Source organism: Streptomyces sp. NPDC104831, assembly GCF_055583025.1.
The window spans coordinates 124,901-145,876 of the sequence record NZ_JBVJOT010000013.1 but is presented as its reverse complement, the minus strand read 5'-3'; the positions used below and the strand labels follow the sequence as shown (position 1 = coordinate 145,876).

The window sequence follows — 20,976 nt, the reverse complement described above, 5'->3', positions numbered from 1 at the left end:
TCGTCGGGGATCGCGCGGAACATGTTGCCCAGCGGGGCGGTGCCGAAGCCGAGACGGCCGGGAAGGAGGTTCTTCAGCGACATGGTGGTGCCTTTTCGATCAGTTCTCGATCAGTGTCTCCACGTCGGGGGTTCCCCTGACGCGGGCGGTGAGGCGTCGTCGGTGGACAGGCGCCTAGCGGGCCACCAGCTCTGCCGAGGGGGCGCGGGCACTCGGTGCACGGCCACGCTCTTCGAGCCGGACGCACGTCCCATGTGATTGCAGACGCGCCTTGTTGTCAACGACGATACTTGCAGACGCGGGGTAATGCAAGTGGCGCTCCCGCAGCGCCGACGGCGGCGGCCGGACACGTCCACAGGCGATCGTGAGCCGCGCCCTGGCCGGCCCGTGGCGGTCCGGCCAGGGCGCGGCCTTGTCACGGGCCCCCGTCAGGGGATGATCGTGGGGACGAGTCCGCCGTCGGCGCCCAGCGCCCTGCCCGTGGTCGCCGAGGCGTGCTCCGACGCCACGTACGTGATCATGCTGGCCACCTCGTGGGGCCGGATCAGCCGCTTGAGCAGGGACGCGGCCGCGCGGTTCTCCGCCAGATAGCGCCGCTCCTGTTCGTCCGGGTCGAGGCCGGGATACAGCTCGTCGAACATGGCCAGCACGCCGTCGCTCATCGTCGGCCCGGGCAGTACGCAGTTCACCGTCACCCCGGTGCCGGCGACCTCCTGGGCCATGCCGCGCGACACGGCGAGCTGGGCCGTCTTAGTCATTCCGTAGTGGACCATGTCCGTCGGTGTCTGCACGCCCGCCTCACTGCTGACGAAGATCACACGACCCCACCCGCGCCCGGCCATCCGCGGTGCGTAGTGGCGTGCCAGGCGCACACCGGAGAGGACGTTGACCTCGTAGAAGCGCAGCCAGTCCGCGTCGGTGATCTCGAAGACGGGTCTGGTCTCGAAGACGCCGGTGTTGTTGACCAGGATGTCGACGTCGGGCAGCTGCCGGATCAGGTCGGCCGTTCCCCCGGCCGTCCCGACATCGGCCGTGACGCCGCGTCCCCCGATCCGCTCCGCCGTCTCGGCGACACGGTCGGCATTACGGCCGTTGACCACGACATCCGCGCCCGCGGCGGCCAGCGCCCGCGCCGTCGCCTCCCCGATCCCCGCCGTCGACCCGGTGACCAGCGCGGTACGTCCGCTCAGATCGATCTGCATGGGGCGGTACACCTCCAGAAGTGCGGCCCGCCCGGCAGCGGGCCGCGTCCCGTCGCGCCTACGGCACCCCGCGCTCACCCCGACCAGGCCTCCTGCCGCGCAGGCGATGCACCGGCATGCGCCGGGCTGCCCGGGAGGACCCGGACGCCCCCGGACGCTCACGATTCTTCGGCACGGCGACGGAGCCCGCACCTCGGCGGCCCACCACCCGGGCGCGGCCGCTCGAGTCGTCCTGCCCGACAGCCGGGCCGGACCGCGATGGGGCGGCCGCGCCAGGACCTTTGCGGTGACGTCATGAAGACGGGCGCTCCGTCGATCAGCTCGGTGTGGCGGGGTGCCTCGGGGAGGAGGGCCAGGTCCTTGGGGAAACGGCCTTCCTCGCGCGGCGGGTGCGTCCAGGCGGGCAGTGCGGTCATGGGGCGGCCGTAGCGATTCGGCCTGACGGGGCCCAGGTGGTGGTCATCCGGCCGACCGCCTTTCGTCTCGGAGCAGCGTGCCCTACCGGCGCGGACGCCTACTGCGCCATGCGGGGGCCGCGGTTGCGGGTCAGGGGGGTCAGGCCGGCCATGAGGAGGAAGGACGCCAGGGGGATCAGGTCGAGGTTGACGGTGATCAGGAGGAAGAAGAGGAAGACCAGGGCCGGGCTCCAGGCGGGGAGCTGCCTGGGGCGGGTGGTGACCAGCATGATCAGGAGGGTGAGCAGGCCGAGCTGGAAGGCCAGGGGGCCCGCCAGTTGCAGGGGGGCGGGGAGGGGGGCCGTCTCGGACAGGGCGGGGAACAGGTCGCCCAGGATCACCCACACGAAGCAGGCCGCGCCGAACAGTCCGGCGGCTGTGGCGGCACGCACCGCGGTTCTCATCCGGGCGCCGGCCGCGGGGACCAGGCCGCGCAGCTCCCTCACCAGGGTGCCCAGCAGGAGGAACGCGGCCAGGAAGCACAAGTGGCCGAGGTCCCAGGCCATCCCCGGGCCGTGGGTGCCGTCCATGCCGTCGATCAGGCGCAGCACGCCGTACGACAGCAGCAGGAGGGGGATGAGGACGCAGCACAGTCGGGAGAGGCGGGTCGCGGGGGGCGTCGAGGTCATGTTCCTACGCTCGCGGTCCGGGGCGTGCACGGGGTATCGGGACCATCCCCCAGCGGTCCCGGGCAGGTCCCCTAGGGGTTGGGTGGGCCGGGGAGCGGGAATCTCGGGGGCGCTCGGCGCGGGGACGGTGCGCGCCCCCACCGGTCGTCGGGGACGCGTGCCCCCACCGGTCGACGGGTCGGTGGGCGACCCGGGAGCCGGTCCTTCCGCCCGCGCCGCGCCCGCGTGAAATCTTCACGCGGAGGCTGTGACGGGCTAGGTGTCCACCGCACCCGGTGCCGACCCACAATCAGGTGCCCGGTGAACGCGACTGGGTGTTTCCGCGAGAAGGCGCCCAGGAGGAGGTTGTCATGCCGGACGAGGCCGGCGGGCCCACGGTCGACCTCTGGTCGCTCGCCGAGGACGTGGTGGTCGAGCCCGGGGATCTCGAGGGCGAGCTGGTGCTCACCGGTCACTGGGGCACCGAGCGGGTCACCGCGCCGCATCCGGTGGTCGCGGAGGCGCTGCGCCGCATGGAGCTGGGGCCGGTCCTGCTGGCCAACCTGGAACCCGGGGCGGGGGACGCGGCGGGCCAGGACGTCTGGTACTGCCTGCTGCTCCACCTGGAACGGCTCTCCCACCTGATCGTCCGCACGCTGGGCATCGACGACTTAGCCGGCCCGCTGCTGTCGGCCACGCCCGTGTCGCCGGTCGCGCACTTCGCCCTCGCGAAGCTGCCCGGCCGGCGACCCGTGCGGCTGCCCAGCGGGGTCTCGCTCACCGTCGGCCGCGACGGCGTCACCGTGCAGTCCCCCGGCTCCTCCTACCGTGTGCTCGTCCACCGCCCGGAGGCCGTCTGGGTGCTGGGCCGGCTGGCCTGGCCGGTCACGCCCGACCAGGTCTCGGCCGCGCTCGCGCTGCCGGCCGGGGTCGCCGAGCGGATCCTGGACTATCTCGCCGCGGCGGGCCTGACCGCCGAGGCGGAGGATGATCCGGCACCTCCCCGCGTCCTTCCCGCGAGCGACCTCGAGGGCGGTCCCGGGGACCGGACCGGGAACTCCGTCAGGGGTGACCCCGGGGGCGACTTCGGCGGCGACTTGGGGTACGGCCCCGGGAGCGATCCGGGCTACGGCTTCCGGTGCCGCCCCGCGCGCGGCCCCGGGGACAGCCCCCGGAGTTCCGCCGAAGGCCACCTCGGCGGTGCCGCGGCGTCGTGAGCGCCGGGGAACGGTGGCGTCGTGCGCGGTTGGGAACGCCGTACCGTGAGCGGCCGGGAGACGGCCCACGGGGGCGCCAGGCTCCTGGGCTGGTACCGCCGCCCCTACGGCAGCCAGGCCCTTGGGCCCGTACCGCCGCCCCTACGGCAGCCAGGCCCCTCGGCCCGTATCGTCCGCCCCCCACGGCAGCCAGGCCCCTCGGCCCCTACCGCCGCCCCCTACGGCAGCCAGGCCCTTGGGCCCGTATCGTCCGCCCCCTACGGCAGCCAGCCCGCCTCGCGGGCGATGCGGATCGCGTCCACACGGTTGCGGGCGAGGAGCTTTGTCACCACCGTGGTGAGGTAGTTGCGCACGGTGCCGGACGCCAGGTGCAGGCGGTCGGCGATCTCGCCGGCCTCCAGACCCTCCGCGGCCAGTCGCAGCACCTCCGTCTCCCGTTCCGTCAGCGGGGTCTCCGCGGTGCCCCAGACGGACAGCGCGAGCTGCGGGTCGATGACCCGTTGCCCGGCGGCCACCCGGCGCACCGCGTTGGCGAGTTCGGGCGGCGGGGCGTCCTTGAGGAGGTAGCCGTTGACCTGGGCGCTGAGCGCGCGGCGCAGGGTGCCGGGCCGGCCGAGGCTGGTGAGGATCAGGGTCCGGCACTCGGGCAGCTTCTCCCTGAGGCGGGCGGCGGCGGTCAGGCCGTCGATGCCGGGCAGGTCGATGTCGATGATCGCCACATCGGGCCGGCAGGCGAGCGCGGCGTCCACGATCTCGTCGCCGCGCTCCAGTTCGGCGACCACCTCCAGGTCGTCCTCCAGGTCGAGCAGCGCCACCAGCGCGCCGCGCACCATGTTCATGTCCTCTGCCAGCAGCAGGCGAATGGCCACCGACGGTTCTCCTCTCCGGCTCAGGCCGCCGGTTTTCGGGTCATCGGCACCACGGTGTCGGCGCCGGACCGGGGTCGTTCGGGGAAGGCCGGGGCCTCGGCGACGAGCCGGAAGGTGTCGTCCGGTCCCCGGTCGGTCGTCAGCTCGCCGGAGATCTCGCGCATCCTGGTGGCGAGGTTGCCGAGGCCGCTGCCGCTGTGCGCGGACGGATCCCGGTAGTCGGGGTCCACGCCGTTGTTCTCCACCCGCAGCCGCACCCGGCCCTCCTCCTGCACCGCCTCGATCACGCAGACGTCGGCCTTGGAGTGCCGCAGCAGGTTGGTGACCGCCTCGCGCAGCACGGCCGCGAGCACGGTGCTGACCTGCTGGCTCATCGTCCCCAGCCGCAGCGTGACGCGGATGTCCACCTCGGCGGCGGTCAACAGGCCCTCGGCGGTGGTGATCTCCTCCGCCAGGGACATGTCGCGCAGTCCGCTGGCGACCGTGCGCACATCGGCCAGCGACTGCCGGGAGATGGCGAGCACATCGCGTATCTCCGCGAGGGCCCGCTGCGGATGCGCCGGGACGAGGCGGTGGATGAGTTCGCTCTTCAGGGTGATGGCGGAGAGGCTGTAGCCGAGCAGGTCGTGCAGGTCCCGGGCGAAGCGCAGCCGTTCCTTGGTGACGGCCATCCGCGCGAGCTGGCCGCGGGTGTCGTGCAGGACGTGCACCAGGTCGGCCAGCCGGCTCAGGCCGAACACGATCAAACCGGTCAGCAGCGTGGACTGGCACAGATAGACGCTGTCCAGCACCGAGCGGCCCTCCAGCGCCGGCGGCAGCAGCATCGACAGGCCCACCGCGGCGTACAGCGGCCAGGCCAGGCGCGGTGGCAGCAGGAGCAGCAGCGAGCCGGCGAAGAACCCGGCCATGCCGCCCCATTCGGCCTGGAAGACGAGGATGGGAAGGTAGGTCAGAAGTGCCTGGACCCCCAGAGCGACTGCTTTTCGCCGCCAGGGGGCCCGATGCGCTTCCGGTCGCGAATGTCTGAGTTGCAGCGCGAAGATCGAGGCCAGGCAGGCCAGGGCCACCAGGTTCATGCCGGTGCCGAGGCCCGCGCTGAGCACGTTGAGCATCGTGATGAGCAGGAAGCTGAGCAGGGCGGCCATGAGGATGACCCGGGCCAGGCGCGGCGCGGGCGCGTCGGGCGGCCCCGACTCCGTTTGCGCACCGGGCGGTTCGGGTTCTTCCGCCGTTTCGACGGCCGAATGTGAAAAAGCGTTGTGTGGCGACATCGTCCTACCGGCCCCCTCCGCTAGCCCGCGGCCACGCGCACTGAGAGGGATAATAGGTGAAGGAAGTCGCCGGTCAGAAGTTGCCGGGCTAAACGAACATCGGCACGGGATTCAAGTCGGCATAGCGGGTCGGTTCGGACAGCATGCCGAGGGCGACCGGGACGTCGAAGAGCCGTCCGGGCGCGAAGCGCGGCCAGAAGTGGCGCATTCCGGGAACTATCACCTTCACCACGGGCAGTTGCAGGTCCGGACGGGTCTGGTCGAGGACGAGCAGCTCCATGCCGCGCTCCCGGACCAGTTCGGTGACGGCCGTGACGTCGTCGCGCAGATCGGTCCGCGGCCGGTGGCCGCGACCGTGGGCCGGGGCCGGCCGGGCCGCCGGATCCGGCGCCAGATAGGGCTGGTTGGCGAGGGTGGCGGTGCGCCACCAGCGCACCGGGTCCGGGTCGGGGACGGCGTACCCGGTGCCGCCGGGGCCGGGTGCCACCGCGGGCAGCAGCTGCCCCATCTCGGTCAGCGCGCGCCGCAGCGCGATCCGCGGGTCGAAGTGCGCGCCGAAGCCGAACACGATGTCCTCGGTGGGGCCGTCGGTGCGCCGGGAGAACGCCGCCACCACCGGAATGCCGAAGTCCGAGGTGAGGTCGAGCGCCCACAGCTCGCGGCCGGCCCGCCGGCAGCCGGCGCGGATCCGCTCGACGTACGGTTCGTCCGCGCCGTCGAGGTCCACGGCGGGCCGGCGGAGGCGGTTGTACCACCACAGTGCCACGGCGTCCCGCTCCACCAGTTCCAGGAACCCCTGGAGCAGGGCGTCCTCGGGGCTGCTGCCGGCGGCGTTTCCGTTGGAGTCGGCGCACAGGCCGTCGGCGGCGGGCTCCTGGCCGAAGTAGAGCATGGACGTGGGCAGCAGCCGCTGGGTGCCGCCGGTCAGCGACCACACCGGCGTCCAGTCCGTCGGGCGGTCCTCGGCGAAGGGCTCGGGCACGTGGCTGAGCCAGGAGCCGGTGGCGTTCCACGCCCGCCGGTCGCGCAGCTGGCGGTCGGCGTAGAGCTGGCAGGCGCCCGGGTGCACGGCGGCCGGGCCGAGCGCGGCGTACGTGTCCCGCACCACCGGTTCGTCGCCGTGCCGGGTGCCGCTGTAGCGCTCCACCGCCTCGCACAGGGCGCTGGTCCTGGCCTCGGTCTCGGTGACGCCCTTGCCGCCGCTGAGCGCGCGCAGTCCGGCGCGCAGTCCGGCCAGGGAGGCCGCGCCCATGGCCAGGTTCTGGCCGGACAGGAAGGACTCCACGAAGTCCGGGCAGTGCTTCGCCCGGCTGATCTCCTTGACGATGCCGGTGACCGGGTCGACCAGGTGGCCGTAGCGGTCGAGCATCTGGTGCGGGGTGAGTGCCCGGTGGCCGCCGGACTCCTGGTCGGCCTTGGGCCGGGACACGGGGACGAACGGGGCGCGCACGCGCCGGGCGACGAGCCGCGGGTCGCCGCACACCGGGCACTGCGGCAGCCGGGCCACCGGGTGCGCGGCGGAGGCGAGCCGCAGGGTGTCCAGGATGTGTACGGCGCCCTGGCCGGGGTGCCGGATGCCGGCCAGCCACTTCGCGGTCTCCAGGGCGGCGAGCTGGGCCGCCGCCGACGCGCAGGCGGGCAGGCCGGCCGTCGGCCGGTCCGCGGGACCGGCGAGCCCGAGATGGCGCTGGAGCGGCAGTTCCGAGCGGCGGTGGCCGCGCAGCCGGACGGCCAGGCAGGACCAGCAGGGCCCGGTACCGGATCGGAACACCGGCCCCACCCACGGGTCGGCGCCGCCGGTACGGGCCAGCAGCCACGGGGTGCCCTGGTCGCGGAGGGCGGCGTCGACGTCCGCGAGGGCCGGGTCGAGGTAGTCGTCGCAGAGGACGAGCGCGAAGGCGGCGTCCTCGCCGGCGCCGGCGACCCGGATGCCGGACTCCCGCAGCGCCGTGCGCAGCCGGGCGGGGTCGGTTCCGGGCAGGGCCACGAGTCGTACGAGGGCCCCGGCCACGTCGCGGGTGGCGCGCCCGCCGTCCAGTCCGGCGAGGTCCCAGTAGGCCTCGGCCGCGGCGGCGGACGGGTGCGCCGTGGCGGCGGGGGCGGTGTGCAGCCTGAGCAGGCCGGCGGCCTCCAGGGCGGCGAGCGCCGACCGGGCCGCGTCGGGGTCGAGGGCCGGGGCGGCGTCACGGATCACCGTCTCCCGGTCGCGGGTGCCGTCCAGCAGGGGTGCCAGCACCTCGGCCGGCAGCCCCCGCAGTGCGGTGACCCCGCGCTGCGAGAGCAGGTAGGCGGCTTCTCCGGGCACGACGGCGGCCCGCAGGTGACGCTTGAAGCCGAGGAGGCCGGCGGCGCCGCGGTGCGTCCCGGTGGCGGTCATGCGGCGGGACTCGCCGGCGCGGCCACGACGTTCGTGTACGTCACGGTGAACAGCGCGCCGCACTGTTCGGCCGGGACGTCCAGGTTCTCGATCACCAGCTGACCGGCCGGCGCGGCGGTGACGGGGGTGTGTCTCGAAGTGCCCTGGTGCGGGGTGTGCGGGGTCATCGCGATCGTTCCCTTCGCAGTGGGCTTGCCATGGGCTCGCTTGGTTACGGGAACGATTCTGCGAAGCGCGGGGGAGCGCACCCAGTGTGCGGATCACCAGCGGGGGGTGAACTTTTCACACGGGGCCGTCCCACGGCGTTCGGGGCGGACTCGGGACATCCCCCTGCGATGCCGACAAGGCGCCGCCGGCCTGCGGTGATCCACCGGGGCGGGGGGCCGCGGGGCGCGGCACCGTGATTTCTTCATGATCCAGCACCTGAGGAACACACACCGGCTCCGGTACGACGGCACTGGGCCGGGCCCGCACCGCGTGGCACTGTCGACTACACCGGGCTTCGGCCCGCCGATTCAGGTGAATCGACCTGGAGTTGCCATGGAGATCAGTGAGCCGGGCCCGCTCGACGTGAGTCGGCCGGCGTCCGGATCCCCCCGACCGCGGCCGAACAGCGGCAGCTGCTCGTCCGCCTCCCCCCACACGGCCAGCCGCAGAAGCTGATCGGCACCTCGTTCGGTGACCCCAGGGGGATGGTCGCCAAGGAGATCCTGACCCGCCAATCCGTAAGCAACGGGCAGGAGTTGTCGTCGTGTACGCACAGGGAGACACAGATGGGAGCTGACTCACGGTCATGCTAGAGTTCCGCGTTCTCGGGCCCGTCGGACTGTGGTCCGACGGGGTGGAGGCTCCACTGGGCGGTTGCAAGCAACGGACCATACTCGCCGCCCTCCTGCTCGCCGACGGCTGGGTCGTCTCGGACTCGGACCTCGGCGGGGTTCTGTGGGAACGGCGGCCTCCCGCCACGTATCAGGCACAGATCTACACCTACGCCTCGCGGCTGCGGGGTCATTTCCACGGCGATGCGACGATCACGCGGTGCGGCCGCGGGTACCGCATCGAGAGAGGGGGTGCCCGCTTCGATCTGGACGAGTTCTACAAGCTGGCCAAAGAGGGCCAGACGCTGATGCGTGCGGAGCGGATCGCCGAGGCGGCGGCCCGGTTCCGGGCGGCGCTCGACCTGTGGAGCGGCCCCACCCTCACGGGGGTGACGGACGCGCTGGTCGACAACGAGCGGTCCAGGATCGAGATGGCCCGGATGGAAGTGCTGGAGAGCCGGATCGACGCGGATCTCCGGCTGGGCCGGCAGCGGCAGCTGGTCGGCGAACTCACGCAGCTGGTGGGAGCGCACCCATTGCGGGAGACGTTCCGGGCGAAGCTGATGATCGCCCTGCACCGCAGCGACCGGCAGGCCGAGGCCTTCGAGACGTTCCACGCGGGCTGCGGCCTGCTGCGCGAACAGCTGGGGGTCGATCCGGGGCCGACCCTGCGCAGCGCCCACCAGGCCATCCTGGCGGACGACTTCGCGCCGGCGCTGCCCGGCCGGGGCGATCTCGTGGCCGGTCCGACAGGGTGACGGGGGCTCCAGCCTGTGCGCAGTTCCACGGCACTGCGCACAAGCTGGAGAGCAGGGGAAAGGCGCGACGGCCCGGACGCCCGCCCGGCGGAACGGGCCCGGGCGGGCGCCCGGCGGGCCGCGGGGCGGGGGCGCCGCCGGGCGTCGGGGGCGCGGCCGCACCGGCTTCCCGGCGGCGGGTCGTGCCGGACCGCCAGGGGTCCGGCGGTCACGCCCGGCTGCCGGAGGCCCGGCCGGGGCGAGGCGTCGGCACGATCGCGTGCCGTAGGAGGACCGGGCCCGGGCGGGCGTGTTCGCGGGCCAGGGCCGCCGAGCGGCCGGGACCCAGGGCGAGGTCCTGGACGGTCCACCTCGTGGGACCGCCGGGTTCCTCGTGGTCGACGCGGAGCGGCCCGTGGCCGTGGGCGAGCGTGTTCACGGCGCGCAGGTCGGCGACGATGCCCACCCCCACGGCCTTGAGGACCGCTTCCTTGCGCGTCCAGGCACGGAGGAAGACCTCCTCGTACTCCCGCTCGTTCCCGGCCCCGCCCAGCACGTCGAGTTCGGCGTCCGACAGCGCGATCCGGGGCGCGTCCCCGAAACCGCGCCCGGTGTGCTCCTCGATGTCGACGCCCACCTGTCCGCCCGCGGTGACGGCGAGCAGCCAGTACGGCCCGGAGTGCGACAGGCTGAAGTCCAGCCGGGTGCGGGGTGAGACGATCCCGGGCCGCCCGTGCGTGGGGTCGCCGCACCTCGGGCACCGGTGCCGGCCGAACCGGATCGCGGCCGGCGGCCCGCCCAGGTAGTGATCCGCGAGGATCCGGCGCACGGCCGCGTGCGCGCCCGCGTAGCGGCCGGCGAACGGCGCGCCGCGGCGCCGGAACGTGCGCAGTTCCGTGTCGTCCAGCAGGGCCGTGTCGGCCGGGTCGGGAAGGTCCGCGACCCGGCCGTGCCACACGTGGACGGCGTTGCTCCGGCCGAAGCGGCCGGTGCCGTCGCCCACCGACGGCGCGCGGCCCCGGGGGACCGTCCGGTGGAGTGCCCGGTCGGGAGCGTCGGCGGCGGGCGGGGTTCGGGGCATGACGTGCCTCTCTGCGAGGAGCCGGGCGGCGCCGGAACAGGGAAGGGCCAGGGCCGGCCGGGGGAGGTACCGGCCCTGGCCCTGCTTCGGTGGCGAGGGCTCCCGGCCGGTCAGGCGGGCAGGAAACCCTCCACCCGCACGCCGAGCCCCCGGGCCCGGGCGGCGGTGAGGACGTGGTCGGCCAGGGCGATGTCGAGGACGCCGAGGCCGAACGGGGCGTAGACGACCGTCCGGCCCGGCTCGGGGCGGAACCCCTCGCCGCGGTCCTCGTCCAGGAGCAGCCGGCCGATCGTCGGGGCGATGAAGTCGCGGTGCCCCGCCGCCTGGACGGCGAGGTCGAGGGAGGTGCGCTCGCGCAGCGCGTGCTCGGTGTCGTCGACGATGTTGCACGCGCCGGCCAGCGACTCGGGCAGCAGGTCCCGCAGCGAGATGTGCAGCACGACCGTGCCGGGCTCGGCCGCAGCCAGGTCCAGGTGCGGTTCGATGGCCGAGGTGGCGATCGCGACGAGGCCGTGCGCGGCCAGCGCCTTCTCCGCGCTGTCGAGCACGAGCACCCGCGCCCCGGGCACCGCCTCGGCCGCCTGGGCGGCGAAGGCGGCGGCCCGCTCGGGCGAACTGTCGTACACCGCGAGCGAGGTGAGGTCCGGCAGCGCCGCGTGCACGTGGCGCAGGATCTCCAGGTTGATCACCCCGCAGCCGATCAGCGACAGGCCGTCGGGGCGGCGGTCGCGGGTGAGCAGCTCCGCGGCGAGGGCCGCGCTCGCCGCGGTGCGCTTGGCGGAGATCAGCGAGCCCTCGATCAGCGCCTCGGGGCGGCCCGTCTCCAGGGAGTTGAGGATGATCGCCGCGCTGGCCCGCTGGATCCCGCGCTCGATGTTGGCGGGGAAGGAGGCGATCCACTTCATGCCGGCGGCCGGCCGCTGCCCGCCCCGGTAGGCGGGCAGCCCGATGATGCGGTCCCGGGGCTGCCCGGGGAACCTCAGGAACGTCGAGTGCGGCACCGCGGTGTCGCCCTGCTCGTGCAGGCGGTAGGCGTCCGCGACGACCGACATGGTGTCGAGTTCGCAGCCGTCGAGGAGCCGCGCGACCTCGCTGTGTCGCAGGATGAGCATGACGGAATCAGTTCCTTCCGGTAGGAGCGGTGCCGGTCAGCGGGTGGCCTTGAGGGTGCCCAGGTAGGGATGCCACAGGTGGTCGGGGTTGGCCTCCACCGCGGCCACCGCCTCGCGCATGGCGACCAGGGCCTTCGGCTCCTCGTCGTCGTACACGTCGCCTTGGAGCATCTTCAGCACGTCCTTGCGGTACCGGGGGTCCTGGACGAACGCGGTGAACAGGACGTTGAGCCGGTAGTAGATGGAGATGAACTCGTACCAGTAGCGCACCGCCCTGCGGAGCTTGGTCTCGTAGGCGGCGAACCGGTCCTTGCCGTAGTCGCCGGCCGCGTGCGCCGCGATGATGTCCCGGGAGGCGATGCGGGCGCTGTTCAGGGCCACGCTGACCCCGCTGGAGAAGATCGGGTCCACGAAGCGGGCCGCGTCGCCGATCAGGACGTAGCGGTCGCCGGTGATCTCCTTGACCGAGTAGCTGTAGTCGCCCTCCGCCTTCAGGGGGCGGACCTGGCGGCAGCCCTTGAGCGCGTCGTGCAGCTCGGGGCGGCTGCCGACGAACTCCCAGAAGAACTCGTCGAGGTCGCCGCTGCCCTCCGCGAAGCGCTTCTTCTGGGTCACCACGCCGATGCTGGTGATCGTGTCGGTGATCGGGATCTGCCAGACCCAGGAGTCGTTGATCGGCAGGAAGTGCACGTAGATGTGCTCGGCCTGGGCCGCGGAGGTGGACAGCGCCTCCCGGTCCAGCCCCTCGAACCAGGCGTGCACGGCGTACTGGTCGAAGACCGGGTCGGGCACCTTGGTCTTCAGCTGCCGGCCCAGCATGGTCTGCCGGCCGGAGGCGTCCACGACCATCCCGACCGTGTAGTCCACCCGCTTGCCCGCGATCCGGGTGCGGACCACGACCTCCGGGTCGCCGAAGTCGACGCCGAGGACCCGGGCGCCGTTGAGGACGGTCGCGCCCTGCTCCTCGGCGTGCCGCAGCAGGATCGAGTCGAAGCGGGAGCGGTCCACGTGGTACGTGTAGTCGCGGTCCACCCCCTGCTGGTCGCGCTCGACGAACTGGATGTCCGCGGTCCAGTCGTGCTGGAGGCCGCTGAAGCCCAGCCGGGGGATGTCGCGCGACTCCGCCGAGGTCCAGGAGGCGCCGTACTTGCGCGGGAAGCCGGCCTCGTCGATCTTGTCGAGGGCGCCGATCTCCAGCAGCACCGGCGTGGTGGCCGGCACCAGCGACTCGCCCACGTGCGGCCGGGGGAAGGTCTCGCTCTCGAAGACGATCACGGAGAGCCCGGCGCGGGCCAGGTAGGAGGCGGCGGTGGAGCCGGCGGGCCCGCCGCCGATGACGGCGATGTCGAAGTCGGTGGTGGTCATCGGACGGTCTCCTGCTCCAGCTCGCAGATCATGGTGGCGATCGAGGCGGCGTTCTTGAAGTTCTTCGCGTCGATCCGGACGGCGGGCACGGAGACGCCCCACTCGTTGAGGATGAAGGCCTGCAGCAGTGCGATCCGGAGCGAGTCGACGATGCCCCACTCCAGCAGCGGGGTGGTCGCGTCGATCTCGCGTCCCTCGTCGGACCAGAGGAACTCGGTCCTGATGAAGTCCAGTACGCGGGTGGTCACGGCGTCGATGTTCACGAGCGTCCTTTCGAAAGGGTCAGATGCCGCCGGACCAGCTCCGGGCGGTCGATCTTTCCGTTGCGGGTCCTCGGCAGGTCGGCGAGCAGATGGACGTGGTCGGCGATCATGTAGCTCGGCAGCCGCTCCGCCAGGTGCCGGCGCAGGGCCAGGGCGCCGGGCCGGGCGCCGGGTGCGGGGACGACGAAGGCGACCAGCCGGGCGTCCATGCCCTCGCCGGCCACGACGACGGCCGCGTTCTCGACGTCGTCGTGGGCGTTGCAGGTGGTCTCGATCTCGCCGAGTTCGATGCGGTGGCCGCGGACCTTCACCGCGTGGTCGCGGCGTCCGACGTAGTCGAAGGAGCCGCCGGGCAGCACGGTGACGAGGTCGCCGGTGGCGTACTCGCCGGAACAGGGCGTCCGGCCCCAGTAACCGAGCATCACCGTCGGCCCGGTGACGATCAGTTCGCCCTGCTCGCCCGGCCCCGCGACGGTGCCGGCGTCGGTCCGGGCCCACACCTCGTCGCCGCTCGCGGCCCTGCCGATGGGCACCGGCCGGTCGCGCTCCAGGTCGGCGGGGACGACCTCGTGCCAGGTGCACACATTGGTCTCGGTCGGGCCGTACAGGTTGAGCAGGCGGGCGTCCGTCCACGCGGCCAGGCGGCGGACGTGGGCGACGGGGAACGGCTCCCCGGCGAACAGCACCGCCCGCAGTCCGGCGGGGGCGGGCCGGTCGAGCAGCCCGCCGCCGCGGATCATCAGGATCAGCGCCGAGGGCACCGAGTACCAGACCGTGATCCGCTCCCGGTGCAGGAACTCCACCAGTTCGCCGGGCGCGTAGGCCAGCGCGGCCGGGACCAGGCGGACCGAGGCGCCCGCCGAGAAGGCGGCGTACAGGTCCAGCACCGACAGGTCGAAGACGAGCGGCGCGTGGTTGGCGAAGCGGTCCCCGGGTCCCGCGCCGAGCAGTTCCACGGCCCAGTCCACGAAGGCCCGGGCGTTGCGGTGGCTGATGCTCACGCCCTTCGGCGTCCCGGTGGAGCCGGACGTGTAGAGGATGAAGGCCGGGTCGTCCGGCTTCACCTCCGTGTCGACCGGGGGCACGGCCTCGTCGCCGGGTGTGCCGTCCGCCAGGTCGAGTGCCGTGACGCCGTCGAGCGCCGAGCGGACCTCCGCCAGCCGGGGTCCCGTCGCGCACACCACCCGGGCGCCCGAGTCGCGGGCCACGGTGGCGACCCTGGCGAGGGGGGCCGTGCCGTCCTGGGGGACGTAGACGGCGCCCAGGCGCAGCACCGCCTGCATCGCGACCACGACCGAGGGCGACTTGTCGCCCCACAGGACGACCCGGTCCCCGTGGCCCACCCCGGCCCCGGCGAGGAGCCGGGCGTAGGCGTTCGCCGCGCGGTCGAGTTCCCGGTAGCTCAGTTCCCGGTCCGGGCCCGCGAGGGCCGGCCGCTCCGGATGGCGCCGGGCGGACCGGATGACCAGCTCGTGCAGGTTCACAGGCCTCTCTCCCTCGCGATGACGCTCCGGTGGATCTCGGTGGTGCCGGAGAAGAGCGTGCTGGGCACGGCGTCGCGCAGCTGCTGCTCGATGCCGGTGGAGGCGAGGTAGCCGATGCCGCCGAAGACCTGGACCGCGTCCCGGGCGTTGGCGACGGCGGCCTCGGAGACCGCGACCTTGGCCAGCGACACGGCGCCCGCGTCGGCGGTGCCCTGGTCGGTGAGCCAGCAGGCCCGGTACAGCAGCAGCCGCGCCCCCTCCAGCCGCTCCGACATCACCGAGATCTTGTGCGAGACGGCCTGGAAGTCGGCCAGCCTGCGGCGGAACTGCTTGCGCGAGCGGACGTGGGCGACGCACCGCTCCAGCTGGTACGTCATCACCCCCAGGTAGATCGCGAACAGGCAGGCCCGTTCCCAGCCCATGGAGTGCTGGAAGATCGCCCGGCCCTGGCCCTCGACGCCCAGCAGGTAGCGGGCGGGGACCCGGACCCCGTCGAAGGTGATCCGGCCGGCCGGGCAGCCGTGCAGGCCCATCTTCTCCAGCGGCGGTCCGACGCTCAGCCCGGGCAGCTCGCGCGGGACGGCGAACCCGCTGGTGCCGAGGAACCCGGCCTCGGGCTCGGTGACGGCGTAGGTGACGATCACGTCGGACAGCGGGGCGTTGCTCGCGAACGACTTCACGCCGTCGATCACGTAGCAGTCGCCGTCGCGCCGGGCGGTCATCTCCAGCCGGGCGGTGTCGGAGCCCGCCCCGTCCTCGGTGATCGCGTTGGACGCGATCAGCGAGCCGGTGGCCAGGCCCTTGAGCAGTTCCTCGCGCACCTCGGCACCGGCGAAGTCCCGTACCGGCACGGCGCAGGCCAGCAGATGGGCGGCGACCCCGAAGGCCAGCCCGGTGTCCAGGCAGCCCTGGCCGAACGCCTCCAGGCACAGCGCGGTGTCCAGGGCGTTGAGCCCGCCGCCCCCCGACTCCTCGGGCAGGCACAGCCCGGTGAGCCCGAGGGCCGCTGCCCCGGCCCAGTCCTCCCGGTCGAAATGGTCCGCCGGGTCCGTGCGCCGGCGCCCCGGCAGCTCCTCCCTGATCGCGGCCAGCAGCCGGTCACGACGACGCTGCTGCTCGGTCGTCAAGGCGAAGTCCATTGACGTCCTCCTTTCCGTAGGCGTTGAGCTCGGCGTCGGACATCGCGTCGAGCTCGGAACGGACCAAGTCCTCGATCAGGGCCGCCAGTTCGGCGACGGTCGGGCCCTCGAAGACGGCCCGGATCGGCAGGTCCACGTCGAAGGCGTCCTGGAGCGCGGCCACCAGCCGGATGGCGAGGATCGAGTTGCCCCCGGCCCGGAAGAAGCCGGTGTGCGCGCCCACCGGGGCCGCGAGCAGATCGGTGAAGATCTCCGCGACCCGTTCCTCGACGATCCCGCGCGGCGGCACCAGTGCGCGCTCGCGGGGAGCGGGCGCGGGCAGCGCTGCCCGGTCGACCTTGCCGTTGGCGTTCAGCGGTATCGCGGCCAGCGCGGTGAACGCGGCGGGCCGCATGTACGCGGGCAGCCGGGCGGCGCACAGGTCCGCGAGCGACTGCGCGGAGGGCTCGGTGCCGTCGGGGACGTAGACGACGTGGAGCAGCCCGTCGTGCGCGGTGGCCACGGCCTGCCCGACCCGGGGGTGCTCGGCGACCACGGCGGCGATCTCGGAGAGTTCCACGCGGTAGCCGCGGATCTTGACCTGGGTGTCGGCGCGGCCGAGGAACTCCACCTCGCCGCCGTCCAGCACCCGGGCCAGGTCCCCGGTCCGGTACAGCCGGTCGCCCGGCGCCCCGAACGGGTCGGGCACGAACCGCTCCGCGGTCTGCCCGGGCCTGCCGGTGTAGCCGCGGGCGACCCCCGCGCCGCCGACGCACAGTTCGCCGACCGCGCCGATGGGGACCGGCCGGAGCCAGGGGTCCAGCACGTGCGTCCGCACGCCGGGCAGGGCGCGGCCGATCGGCACGGCGTCCCGGCCGGCGCCCGCCGTGACCGGGTGGACGGTGGCGCCGACACAGGTCTCGGTGGGGCCGTACTCGTTGATCAGCCGGCCCGGTCCGAGGAGGGAGGCCCAGCGCTCGGCCAGGGCGGCCGGCAGCGCCTCGCCCGCGACGACGATCCGGGCCGCGAGGCCGGCGATCCGCTCCTCGGGCAGCCCGGACAGGATCTCCAGGTGGCCGGGCGTGAGCTTGAGGAAGGCCAGCGGGGCGGCGGCGACCAGACGGGCGCCCAGCTCGGTCAGGTCCAGGTCCTGCGGCAGCAGCGTGGTCGGCCGGCCGGCCAGTAGTCCCGCCCACAGGTTGGGGACGCCGAGGTCGAAGGCGACCGAGGTGAACACCGCCGCGCCGCCCGGCGCCGCGAGCGCCAGCTCGTCCACCGCCCACCGCAGGTGGCCCGCGAGAGCGGCGTGGGTGATCTCGACGCCCTTGGGCCTGCCCGTGGAACCGGAGGTGTAGACGACGTACGCCAGCCGCTGTGGGTCGGCCGGGCGGGCGGGCCGCGAGGAGGCCCCGGCGCCGTCCGGGTCCGGGGACACGGTGCGGACGCCCTCGAAGGCGGTGGGGGAGACCAGCAGGCCGGCCCCGGCGTCGGCCAGCATGTACCGGATCCGCTCGGCCGGGGTGCCCGGCTCGATCGGCAGATAGGCCGCGCCCGCCTTCCACACGCCGAGCAGGGAGGCGATCAGGCCGGCGCCGCGGTCGACCAGGACGCCCACGACCGTGTCCGCGCCCGCGCCGAGGTCCCGCAGCCGGTGGGCGACGCGGTTGGCCCGCCGGTCCAGCTCGGCGAAGGTGACCTCGCCGGCCTCGGTGCGCAGCGCGACCGCGTCGGGGGTGGCGTCGGCCCGCCGCTCGAAGAGGCCCGGGGCGTCGGTGGTGTACGCCGGGGCGGGGGTGCCGCTCCAGCGCAGCAGCGCCCCGCGTTCGGCGGCCGGGAGCAGGTCCAGGGCGTCCAGGCGGGTGCCCGGGTGCGCCGAGGCCTGCCTGAGCAGCAGGGTGAACTGGTCCGCCATGCGCTCGACGGTGTCCCGTTCGAACAGGGCGGTCGCGTACTCCAGGCCGCCGGACATGCCCCCGTCGGGGCGGCGGCGCAGATAGAGGGTGAGGTCGGTCTTGGCGATCCGGGAGACCTCGACCAGGGTCGCCAGGTCCGCCGCGTCGGCGGCCGAGCCGGTCAGCTCCTCGTCGTGGAGGTCGAAGGCGACCTGGTAGAGCGGGGTGCGCGAGGAGTCCCGCTCGGGGGCGAGGTCGGCGACGAGCTGCTCGAAGGGCAGGTCCTGGTGGGCGAAGGCGGCCCGGCACGCGTCCCGGACCCGCTCGACGCCCGCGTCGAAGGACAGCCCGCCGGACAGGCCGAGGCGCAGCACCAGGCTGTTGAGGAAGAAGCCGACGACGCCCTCGGTCCCGGGCCGGTCGCGGCCGGCCACCGGGGTGCCGAGCACCACGTCCCACTGTCCGGTGCGGCGGGCGAGCAGCGCGGCGAACCCGGTCAGCAGCGTCACGAACGGGGTGGCCCCGCGGCGTCGGCCCAGCTCGGTGAGGGCCTCGGTGACCTCGGGCGAAAGCTCCAGCGGCACCATCGCGCCCCTGCCGTCGCGCACCCGGGGCCGCGGGTGGTCGGGCCTCGGCTCCAGCGGGGCCGCGCCCTTGAGGGCGTCACGCCAGTAGGCGAGTTCCCGCTCCACCGTCTCGGGGGTGATCCGCTCGCGCTGCCAGGCCGCGAAGTCGGCGTACTGGACCGGCAGGGCCGGCAGGTGCGGCTCGCGGCCCGCGCGCAGCGCGGACAGGATCGCGGTGAACTCGCGTTCGAGCACCGAGGAGGACCAGCCGTCGCAGACGATGTGGTGCACCGAGAGCACCAGCACCTGCCGGCCGCCGGGCGCCGGGTCGCGGGCCAGCAGGGCCCGGGCGAGCGGACCGCCCGCCAGGTCGAAGCCCCGGTCCAGCTCGCGGTCGAGCACGGCGGGCAGCTCCCCGGGGCCGGCCTCGGCCGTGGTCAGTTCCAGCGGGCCGGGCGGCCGTATCAGCTGCATCGGCTCGCCGTCGCGGACGGTGAACGCGGTGCGCAGCGCCTCGTGCCGCGCCACCAGCCGCTCCAGCGCGGCGGCGACCTGCTCCGGGCCCGTGCCGTCCGGCACCGGCAGGAACAGCGCGGACACCCACTCGCGGCTGCGCGGCTTCATCCGGTCCAGCACCCACAGCCGGCGCTGGCCGAAGGACAGGGGCAGCGGTCCGGTGCGGGGCAGCGGCACCGGGCCGTCCTGACCGCCGGGGGCGTCGAGCGGGTGGGAGCGGGCGGCCCGCGGTGCCGGGACGCCCTCGTCGTCCGGGCCGTCGAGCAGGCGGGCCTGGCCGGCGATCGTGGTCGCGGTCAGCAGGTCCGCGAGGGCCAGGTCGCGGCCGGTCGCCTTGCGCAGCCGGTTGACCAGCCGGGTGAACTGAAGGGACGTTCCGCCCAGTTGGTAGAAGTCGGTGTCCGGGTCGATGGCGTCGCTCTTGAACAGGTCGCGCCAGACCCGGGCCACGGTCTCCTCGGCCGCGGACTCCCGCCGGCCGGCCGGCGCGGGCAGGACCGGCGCGGGCAGGGCCGCCCGGTCCAGCTTGCCGCTGGAGGTGGTCGGGAAGCGGTCGACCGCGATCAGCACCGACGGCACGTGGGTGCCCGGCAGCCGCTCGGCGAGATAGCCGCGCAGCCCGTCCGGCACCTTCGGCGCCCGGACGTAGGCGGCCAGGGCCGGTCCGCCGCCCGGCGCCTCGACCGGCACCACCGCCGCGCCGCCGACCCCGGGGTGGGCCTCCAGGGCGGCCTCGATCTCGCCCGGCTCGATCCGGACGCCGTTGACCTTGACCTGGCGGTCGATGCGCCCGAGGTACTCCAGGGCCCCGTCCGGGCGCACCCGGACCCGGTCGCCGGTGCGGTACAGCCGCGCCCCGGCCGGCCCGCAGGGGTCGGGCACGAACCGCTCGGCCGTCAGGTCGGCGCGGCCGAGGTAGCCGCGGGCGACCCCCACCCCGCCCGCGAACAGCTCGCCCACGTCCGCCGGTTCGCCGTCCTCGTCCAGCACCAGCACGCGCATCCCGGTGATCGGCCGGCCGATCGGCACGGGCCCGGAGCGCTGCGCCGGGTCGAAGCGGTGGGCGGTGATGTCGACGGAGCACTCGGTCGGCCCGTAGGTGTTCCAGACCGTGACCCCGGCCGGGGCCAGCGCGAGGAACCGCCGGACCGCCTCCGCGTGCAGCGGCTCGCCGGCGCAGCACAGCACGCGCAGCGCGCCGCAGCGGTCCCAGCCGTCCTCCTCGGTCAGCGCGCGCAGTACGGACGGCACCACCTGGAGCACGCTCGCGCCGCTGTCGGCGACGGCCCCCAGCAGGGCCGCCGGGTCCCGTTCGGCACCCTCCGGCGCGAGCACGACCGTGCCGCCGACGGCGAGCGGCGCGAAGATCTCCCAGCCGGCCGCGTCGAAGGTCACCGGGGTCTTCTGCAGCACCCGGTCCGAGGCGTCCAGGCCGAGCGAGTCGATCGCCCACCGGACGCGGTTCGCGAGGCCCGCGTGGTCGATCACCACCCCCTTGGGGCGGCCGGTCGAGCCCGAGGTGTGCATCACGTACGCGGCCGTGCCGGGCTCTACGGTGACCCGCGCGAACCCCTCGGCCGGGGCGGCGGTGCCGACGGGCACCGGGGTGGCGCCGGCCGCGGCGACCCGGGCGTGCCCGGCGGGGTCGGTGACGACCAGGGTGAGCCCGGTCTGCTCGACCAGGGCGGACAGCCGGGCGGCCGGGTGGCCCGGATCCAGGGGCAGGTAGGCGGCCCCCGCCCGCCAGACGGCGAGCAGGGTGACGACGAGGTCGGGGCCGCGCGGCAGCAGGACGCCGACCGGGCGGTCCGGTGCCGCGCCGCGGGTGACGAGGGCGTGGGCCAGGGCGTCGGCGCGGGCGTCCAGCTCGGCGTAGGTCAGCTGCCTGCCGGCCGCGGACACCGCCGGCCGGTTGGGGGTCAGCGCGGTCTGCCGGGCCACCAGCTCGGGGACGGGCGTCGGGGCGGTCATGACAGGGTCTCCTTCGGATGTGCCGGGAGTTCGGGTGTGCCGGGACGGCGGGAG

The 20,976-nt window shown here is 74.3% G+C and carries 15 protein-coding genes and 1 pseudogene; 2 read left to right on the top strand and 14 right to left on the bottom strand.

Going from position 1 to position 20,976, the window contains the following annotated elements; all coding sequences use genetic code 11:
- Nucleotides 1-428: 428 nt before the first annotated feature.
- The 3 genes and pseudogenes from ACZ63H_RS12295 to ACZ63H_RS12285 form a co-directional block, all read right to left on the bottom strand.
- Complete coding sequence (locus ACZ63H_RS12295; protein WP_469864044.1) at nucleotides 429-1,202, bottom strand: SDR family NAD(P)-dependent oxidoreductase; 774 nt, start codon at nucleotides 1,200-1,202, stop codon at nucleotides 429-431.
- A gap of 263 nt (nucleotides 1,203-1,465) precedes the next feature.
- Nucleotides 1,466-1,618: pseudogene (locus ACZ63H_RS12290) on the bottom strand (Uma2 family endonuclease); the annotation flags it as partial.
- Between the two features lie 98 nt (nucleotides 1,619-1,716).
- Nucleotides 1,717-2,286 carry a hypothetical protein gene (locus ACZ63H_RS12285; protein WP_469864042.1) on the bottom strand — a complete coding sequence of 190 codons (570 nt, stop codon included), beginning with the start codon at nucleotides 2,284-2,286 and terminating at the stop codon, nucleotides 1,717-1,719.
- Between the two features lie 350 nt (nucleotides 2,287-2,636).
- Between ACZ63H_RS12285 and ACZ63H_RS12280 the strand changes: the two genes are divergently transcribed.
- The gene (locus tag ACZ63H_RS12280; protein ID WP_469864040.1) at nucleotides 2,637-3,482 is read left to right on the top strand and encodes an NADH oxidase; all 846 of its coding nucleotides are present in this window, start codon (nucleotides 2,637-2,639) and stop codon (nucleotides 3,480-3,482) included.
- A gap of 257 nt (nucleotides 3,483-3,739) precedes the next feature.
- Here the strand turns inward: ACZ63H_RS12280 and ACZ63H_RS12275 are convergent, their stop codons facing one another.
- The 4 genes from ACZ63H_RS12275 to ACZ63H_RS12260 form a co-directional block, all read right to left on the bottom strand.
- The gene (locus ACZ63H_RS12275) at nucleotides 3,740-4,351 is read right to left on the bottom strand and encodes a response regulator transcription factor (RefSeq protein ID WP_467933283.1); all 612 of its coding nucleotides are present in this window, start codon (nucleotides 4,349-4,351) and stop codon (nucleotides 3,740-3,742) included.
- Nucleotides 4,352-4,371: 20 nt separating this feature from the next.
- Entirely contained in the window at nucleotides 4,372-5,496 is a 1,125-nt protein-coding gene (locus tag ACZ63H_RS12270; protein WP_469864038.1) for a sensor histidine kinase, read from the bottom strand.
- Nucleotides 5,497-5,710: 214 nt separating this feature from the next.
- Entirely contained in the window at nucleotides 5,711-7,999 is a 2,289-nt protein-coding gene (locus ACZ63H_RS12265; RefSeq protein ID WP_469864036.1) for a TOMM precursor leader peptide-binding protein, read from the bottom strand.
- Nucleotides 7,996-8,166, bottom strand: a complete 171-nt coding sequence (locus ACZ63H_RS12260) for a hypothetical protein (RefSeq protein WP_469864034.1) — start codon at nucleotides 8,164-8,166, stop codon at nucleotides 7,996-7,998. The genes ACZ63H_RS12265 and ACZ63H_RS12260 overlap by 4 nt, the downstream gene beginning before the upstream one ends.
- 626 nt (nucleotides 8,167-8,792) lie before the next feature.
- Here ACZ63H_RS12260 and ACZ63H_RS12255 point away from each other — a divergent pair.
- Nucleotides 8,793-9,575 carry an AfsR/SARP family transcriptional regulator gene (locus tag ACZ63H_RS12255; RefSeq protein ID WP_469864033.1) on the top strand — a complete coding sequence of 261 codons (783 nt, stop codon included), beginning with the start codon at nucleotides 8,793-8,795 and terminating at the stop codon, nucleotides 9,573-9,575.
- A 208-nt stretch (nucleotides 9,576-9,783) separates the two neighbouring features.
- Here ACZ63H_RS12255 and ACZ63H_RS12250 read toward each other — a convergent pair whose 3' ends face one another.
- The 7 genes from ACZ63H_RS12250 to ACZ63H_RS12220 form a co-directional block, all read right to left on the bottom strand.
- On the bottom strand, nucleotides 9,784-10,635 hold the full coding sequence (locus tag ACZ63H_RS12250; RefSeq protein ID WP_469864031.1) for a 4'-phosphopantetheinyl transferase family protein: 852 nt from the start codon (nucleotides 10,633-10,635) through the stop codon (nucleotides 9,784-9,786).
- A gap of 110 nt (nucleotides 10,636-10,745) precedes the next feature.
- Complete coding sequence (sbnB, locus tag ACZ63H_RS12245) at nucleotides 10,746-11,747, bottom strand: 2,3-diaminopropionate biosynthesis protein SbnB (protein WP_469864029.1); 1,002 nt, start codon at nucleotides 11,745-11,747, stop codon at nucleotides 10,746-10,748.
- A 36-nt stretch (nucleotides 11,748-11,783) separates the two neighbouring features.
- The gene (locus ACZ63H_RS12240; RefSeq protein ID WP_469864028.1) at nucleotides 11,784-13,112 is read right to left on the bottom strand and encodes an NAD(P)/FAD-dependent oxidoreductase; all 1,329 of its coding nucleotides are present in this window, start codon (nucleotides 13,110-13,112) and stop codon (nucleotides 11,784-11,786) included.
- Entirely contained in the window at nucleotides 13,109-13,375 is a 267-nt protein-coding gene (locus ACZ63H_RS12235; RefSeq protein ID WP_469864026.1) for an acyl carrier protein, read from the bottom strand. The genes ACZ63H_RS12240 and ACZ63H_RS12235 overlap by 4 nt, the downstream gene beginning before the upstream one ends.
- Entirely contained in the window at nucleotides 13,372-14,859 is a 1,488-nt protein-coding gene (locus ACZ63H_RS12230; protein WP_469864024.1) for an amino acid adenylation domain-containing protein, read from the bottom strand. The genes ACZ63H_RS12235 and ACZ63H_RS12230 overlap by 4 nt, the downstream gene beginning before the upstream one ends.
- Entirely contained in the window at nucleotides 14,856-15,998 is a 1,143-nt protein-coding gene (locus ACZ63H_RS12225; protein ID WP_469864022.1) for an acyl-CoA dehydrogenase family protein, read from the bottom strand. The genes ACZ63H_RS12230 and ACZ63H_RS12225 overlap by 4 nt, the downstream gene beginning before the upstream one ends.
- The gene (locus ACZ63H_RS12220) at nucleotides 15,958-20,922 is read right to left on the bottom strand and encodes an amino acid adenylation domain-containing protein (protein WP_469864021.1); all 4,965 of its coding nucleotides are present in this window, start codon (nucleotides 20,920-20,922) and stop codon (nucleotides 15,958-15,960) included. The genes ACZ63H_RS12225 and ACZ63H_RS12220 overlap by 41 nt, the downstream gene beginning before the upstream one ends.
- Between the last annotated feature and the right edge of the window lie 54 nt (nucleotides 20,923-20,976).

Coding starts and splice junctions, on each gene's coding strand:
- ACZ63H_RS12295 (WP_469864044.1), bottom strand. CDS start 1,202: ATGCAGATCGATCTGAGCGGACGTACCGCGCTGGTCACCGGGTCGACG.
- ACZ63H_RS12285 (WP_469864042.1), bottom strand. CDS start 2,286: ATGACCTCGACGCCCCCCGCGACCCGCCTCTCCCGACTGTGCTGCGTC.
- ACZ63H_RS12280 (WP_469864040.1), top strand. CDS start 2,637: ATGCCGGACGAGGCCGGCGGGCCCACGGTCGACCTCTGGTCGCTCGCC.
- ACZ63H_RS12270 (WP_469864038.1), bottom strand. CDS start 5,496: ATGGCCGCCCTGCTCAGCTTCCTGCTCATCACGATGCTCAACGTGCTC.
- ACZ63H_RS12265 (WP_469864036.1), bottom strand. CDS start 7,999: ATGACCGCCACCGGGACGCACCGCGGCGCCGCCGGCCTCCTCGGCTTC.
- ACZ63H_RS12260 (WP_469864034.1), bottom strand. CDS start 8,166: ATGACCCCGCACACCCCGCACCAGGGCACTTCGAGACACACCCCCGTC.
- ACZ63H_RS12255 (WP_469864033.1), top strand. CDS start 8,793: ATGCTAGAGTTCCGCGTTCTCGGGCCCGTCGGACTGTGGTCCGACGGG.
- ACZ63H_RS12250 (WP_469864031.1), bottom strand. CDS start 10,635: ATGCCCCGAACCCCGCCCGCCGCCGACGCTCCCGACCGGGCACTCCAC.
- sbnB (WP_469864029.1), bottom strand. CDS start 11,747: ATGCTCATCCTGCGACACAGCGAGGTCGCGCGGCTCCTCGACGGCTGC.
- ACZ63H_RS12240 (WP_469864028.1), bottom strand. CDS start 13,112: ATGACCACCACCGACTTCGACATCGCCGTCATCGGCGGCGGGCCCGCC.
- ACZ63H_RS12225 (WP_469864022.1), bottom strand. CDS start 15,998: ATGGACTTCGCCTTGACGACCGAGCAGCAGCGTCGTCGTGACCGGCTG.
- ACZ63H_RS12220 (WP_469864021.1), bottom strand. CDS start 20,922: ATGACCGCCCCGACGCCCGTCCCCGAGCTGGTGGCCCGGCAGACCGCG.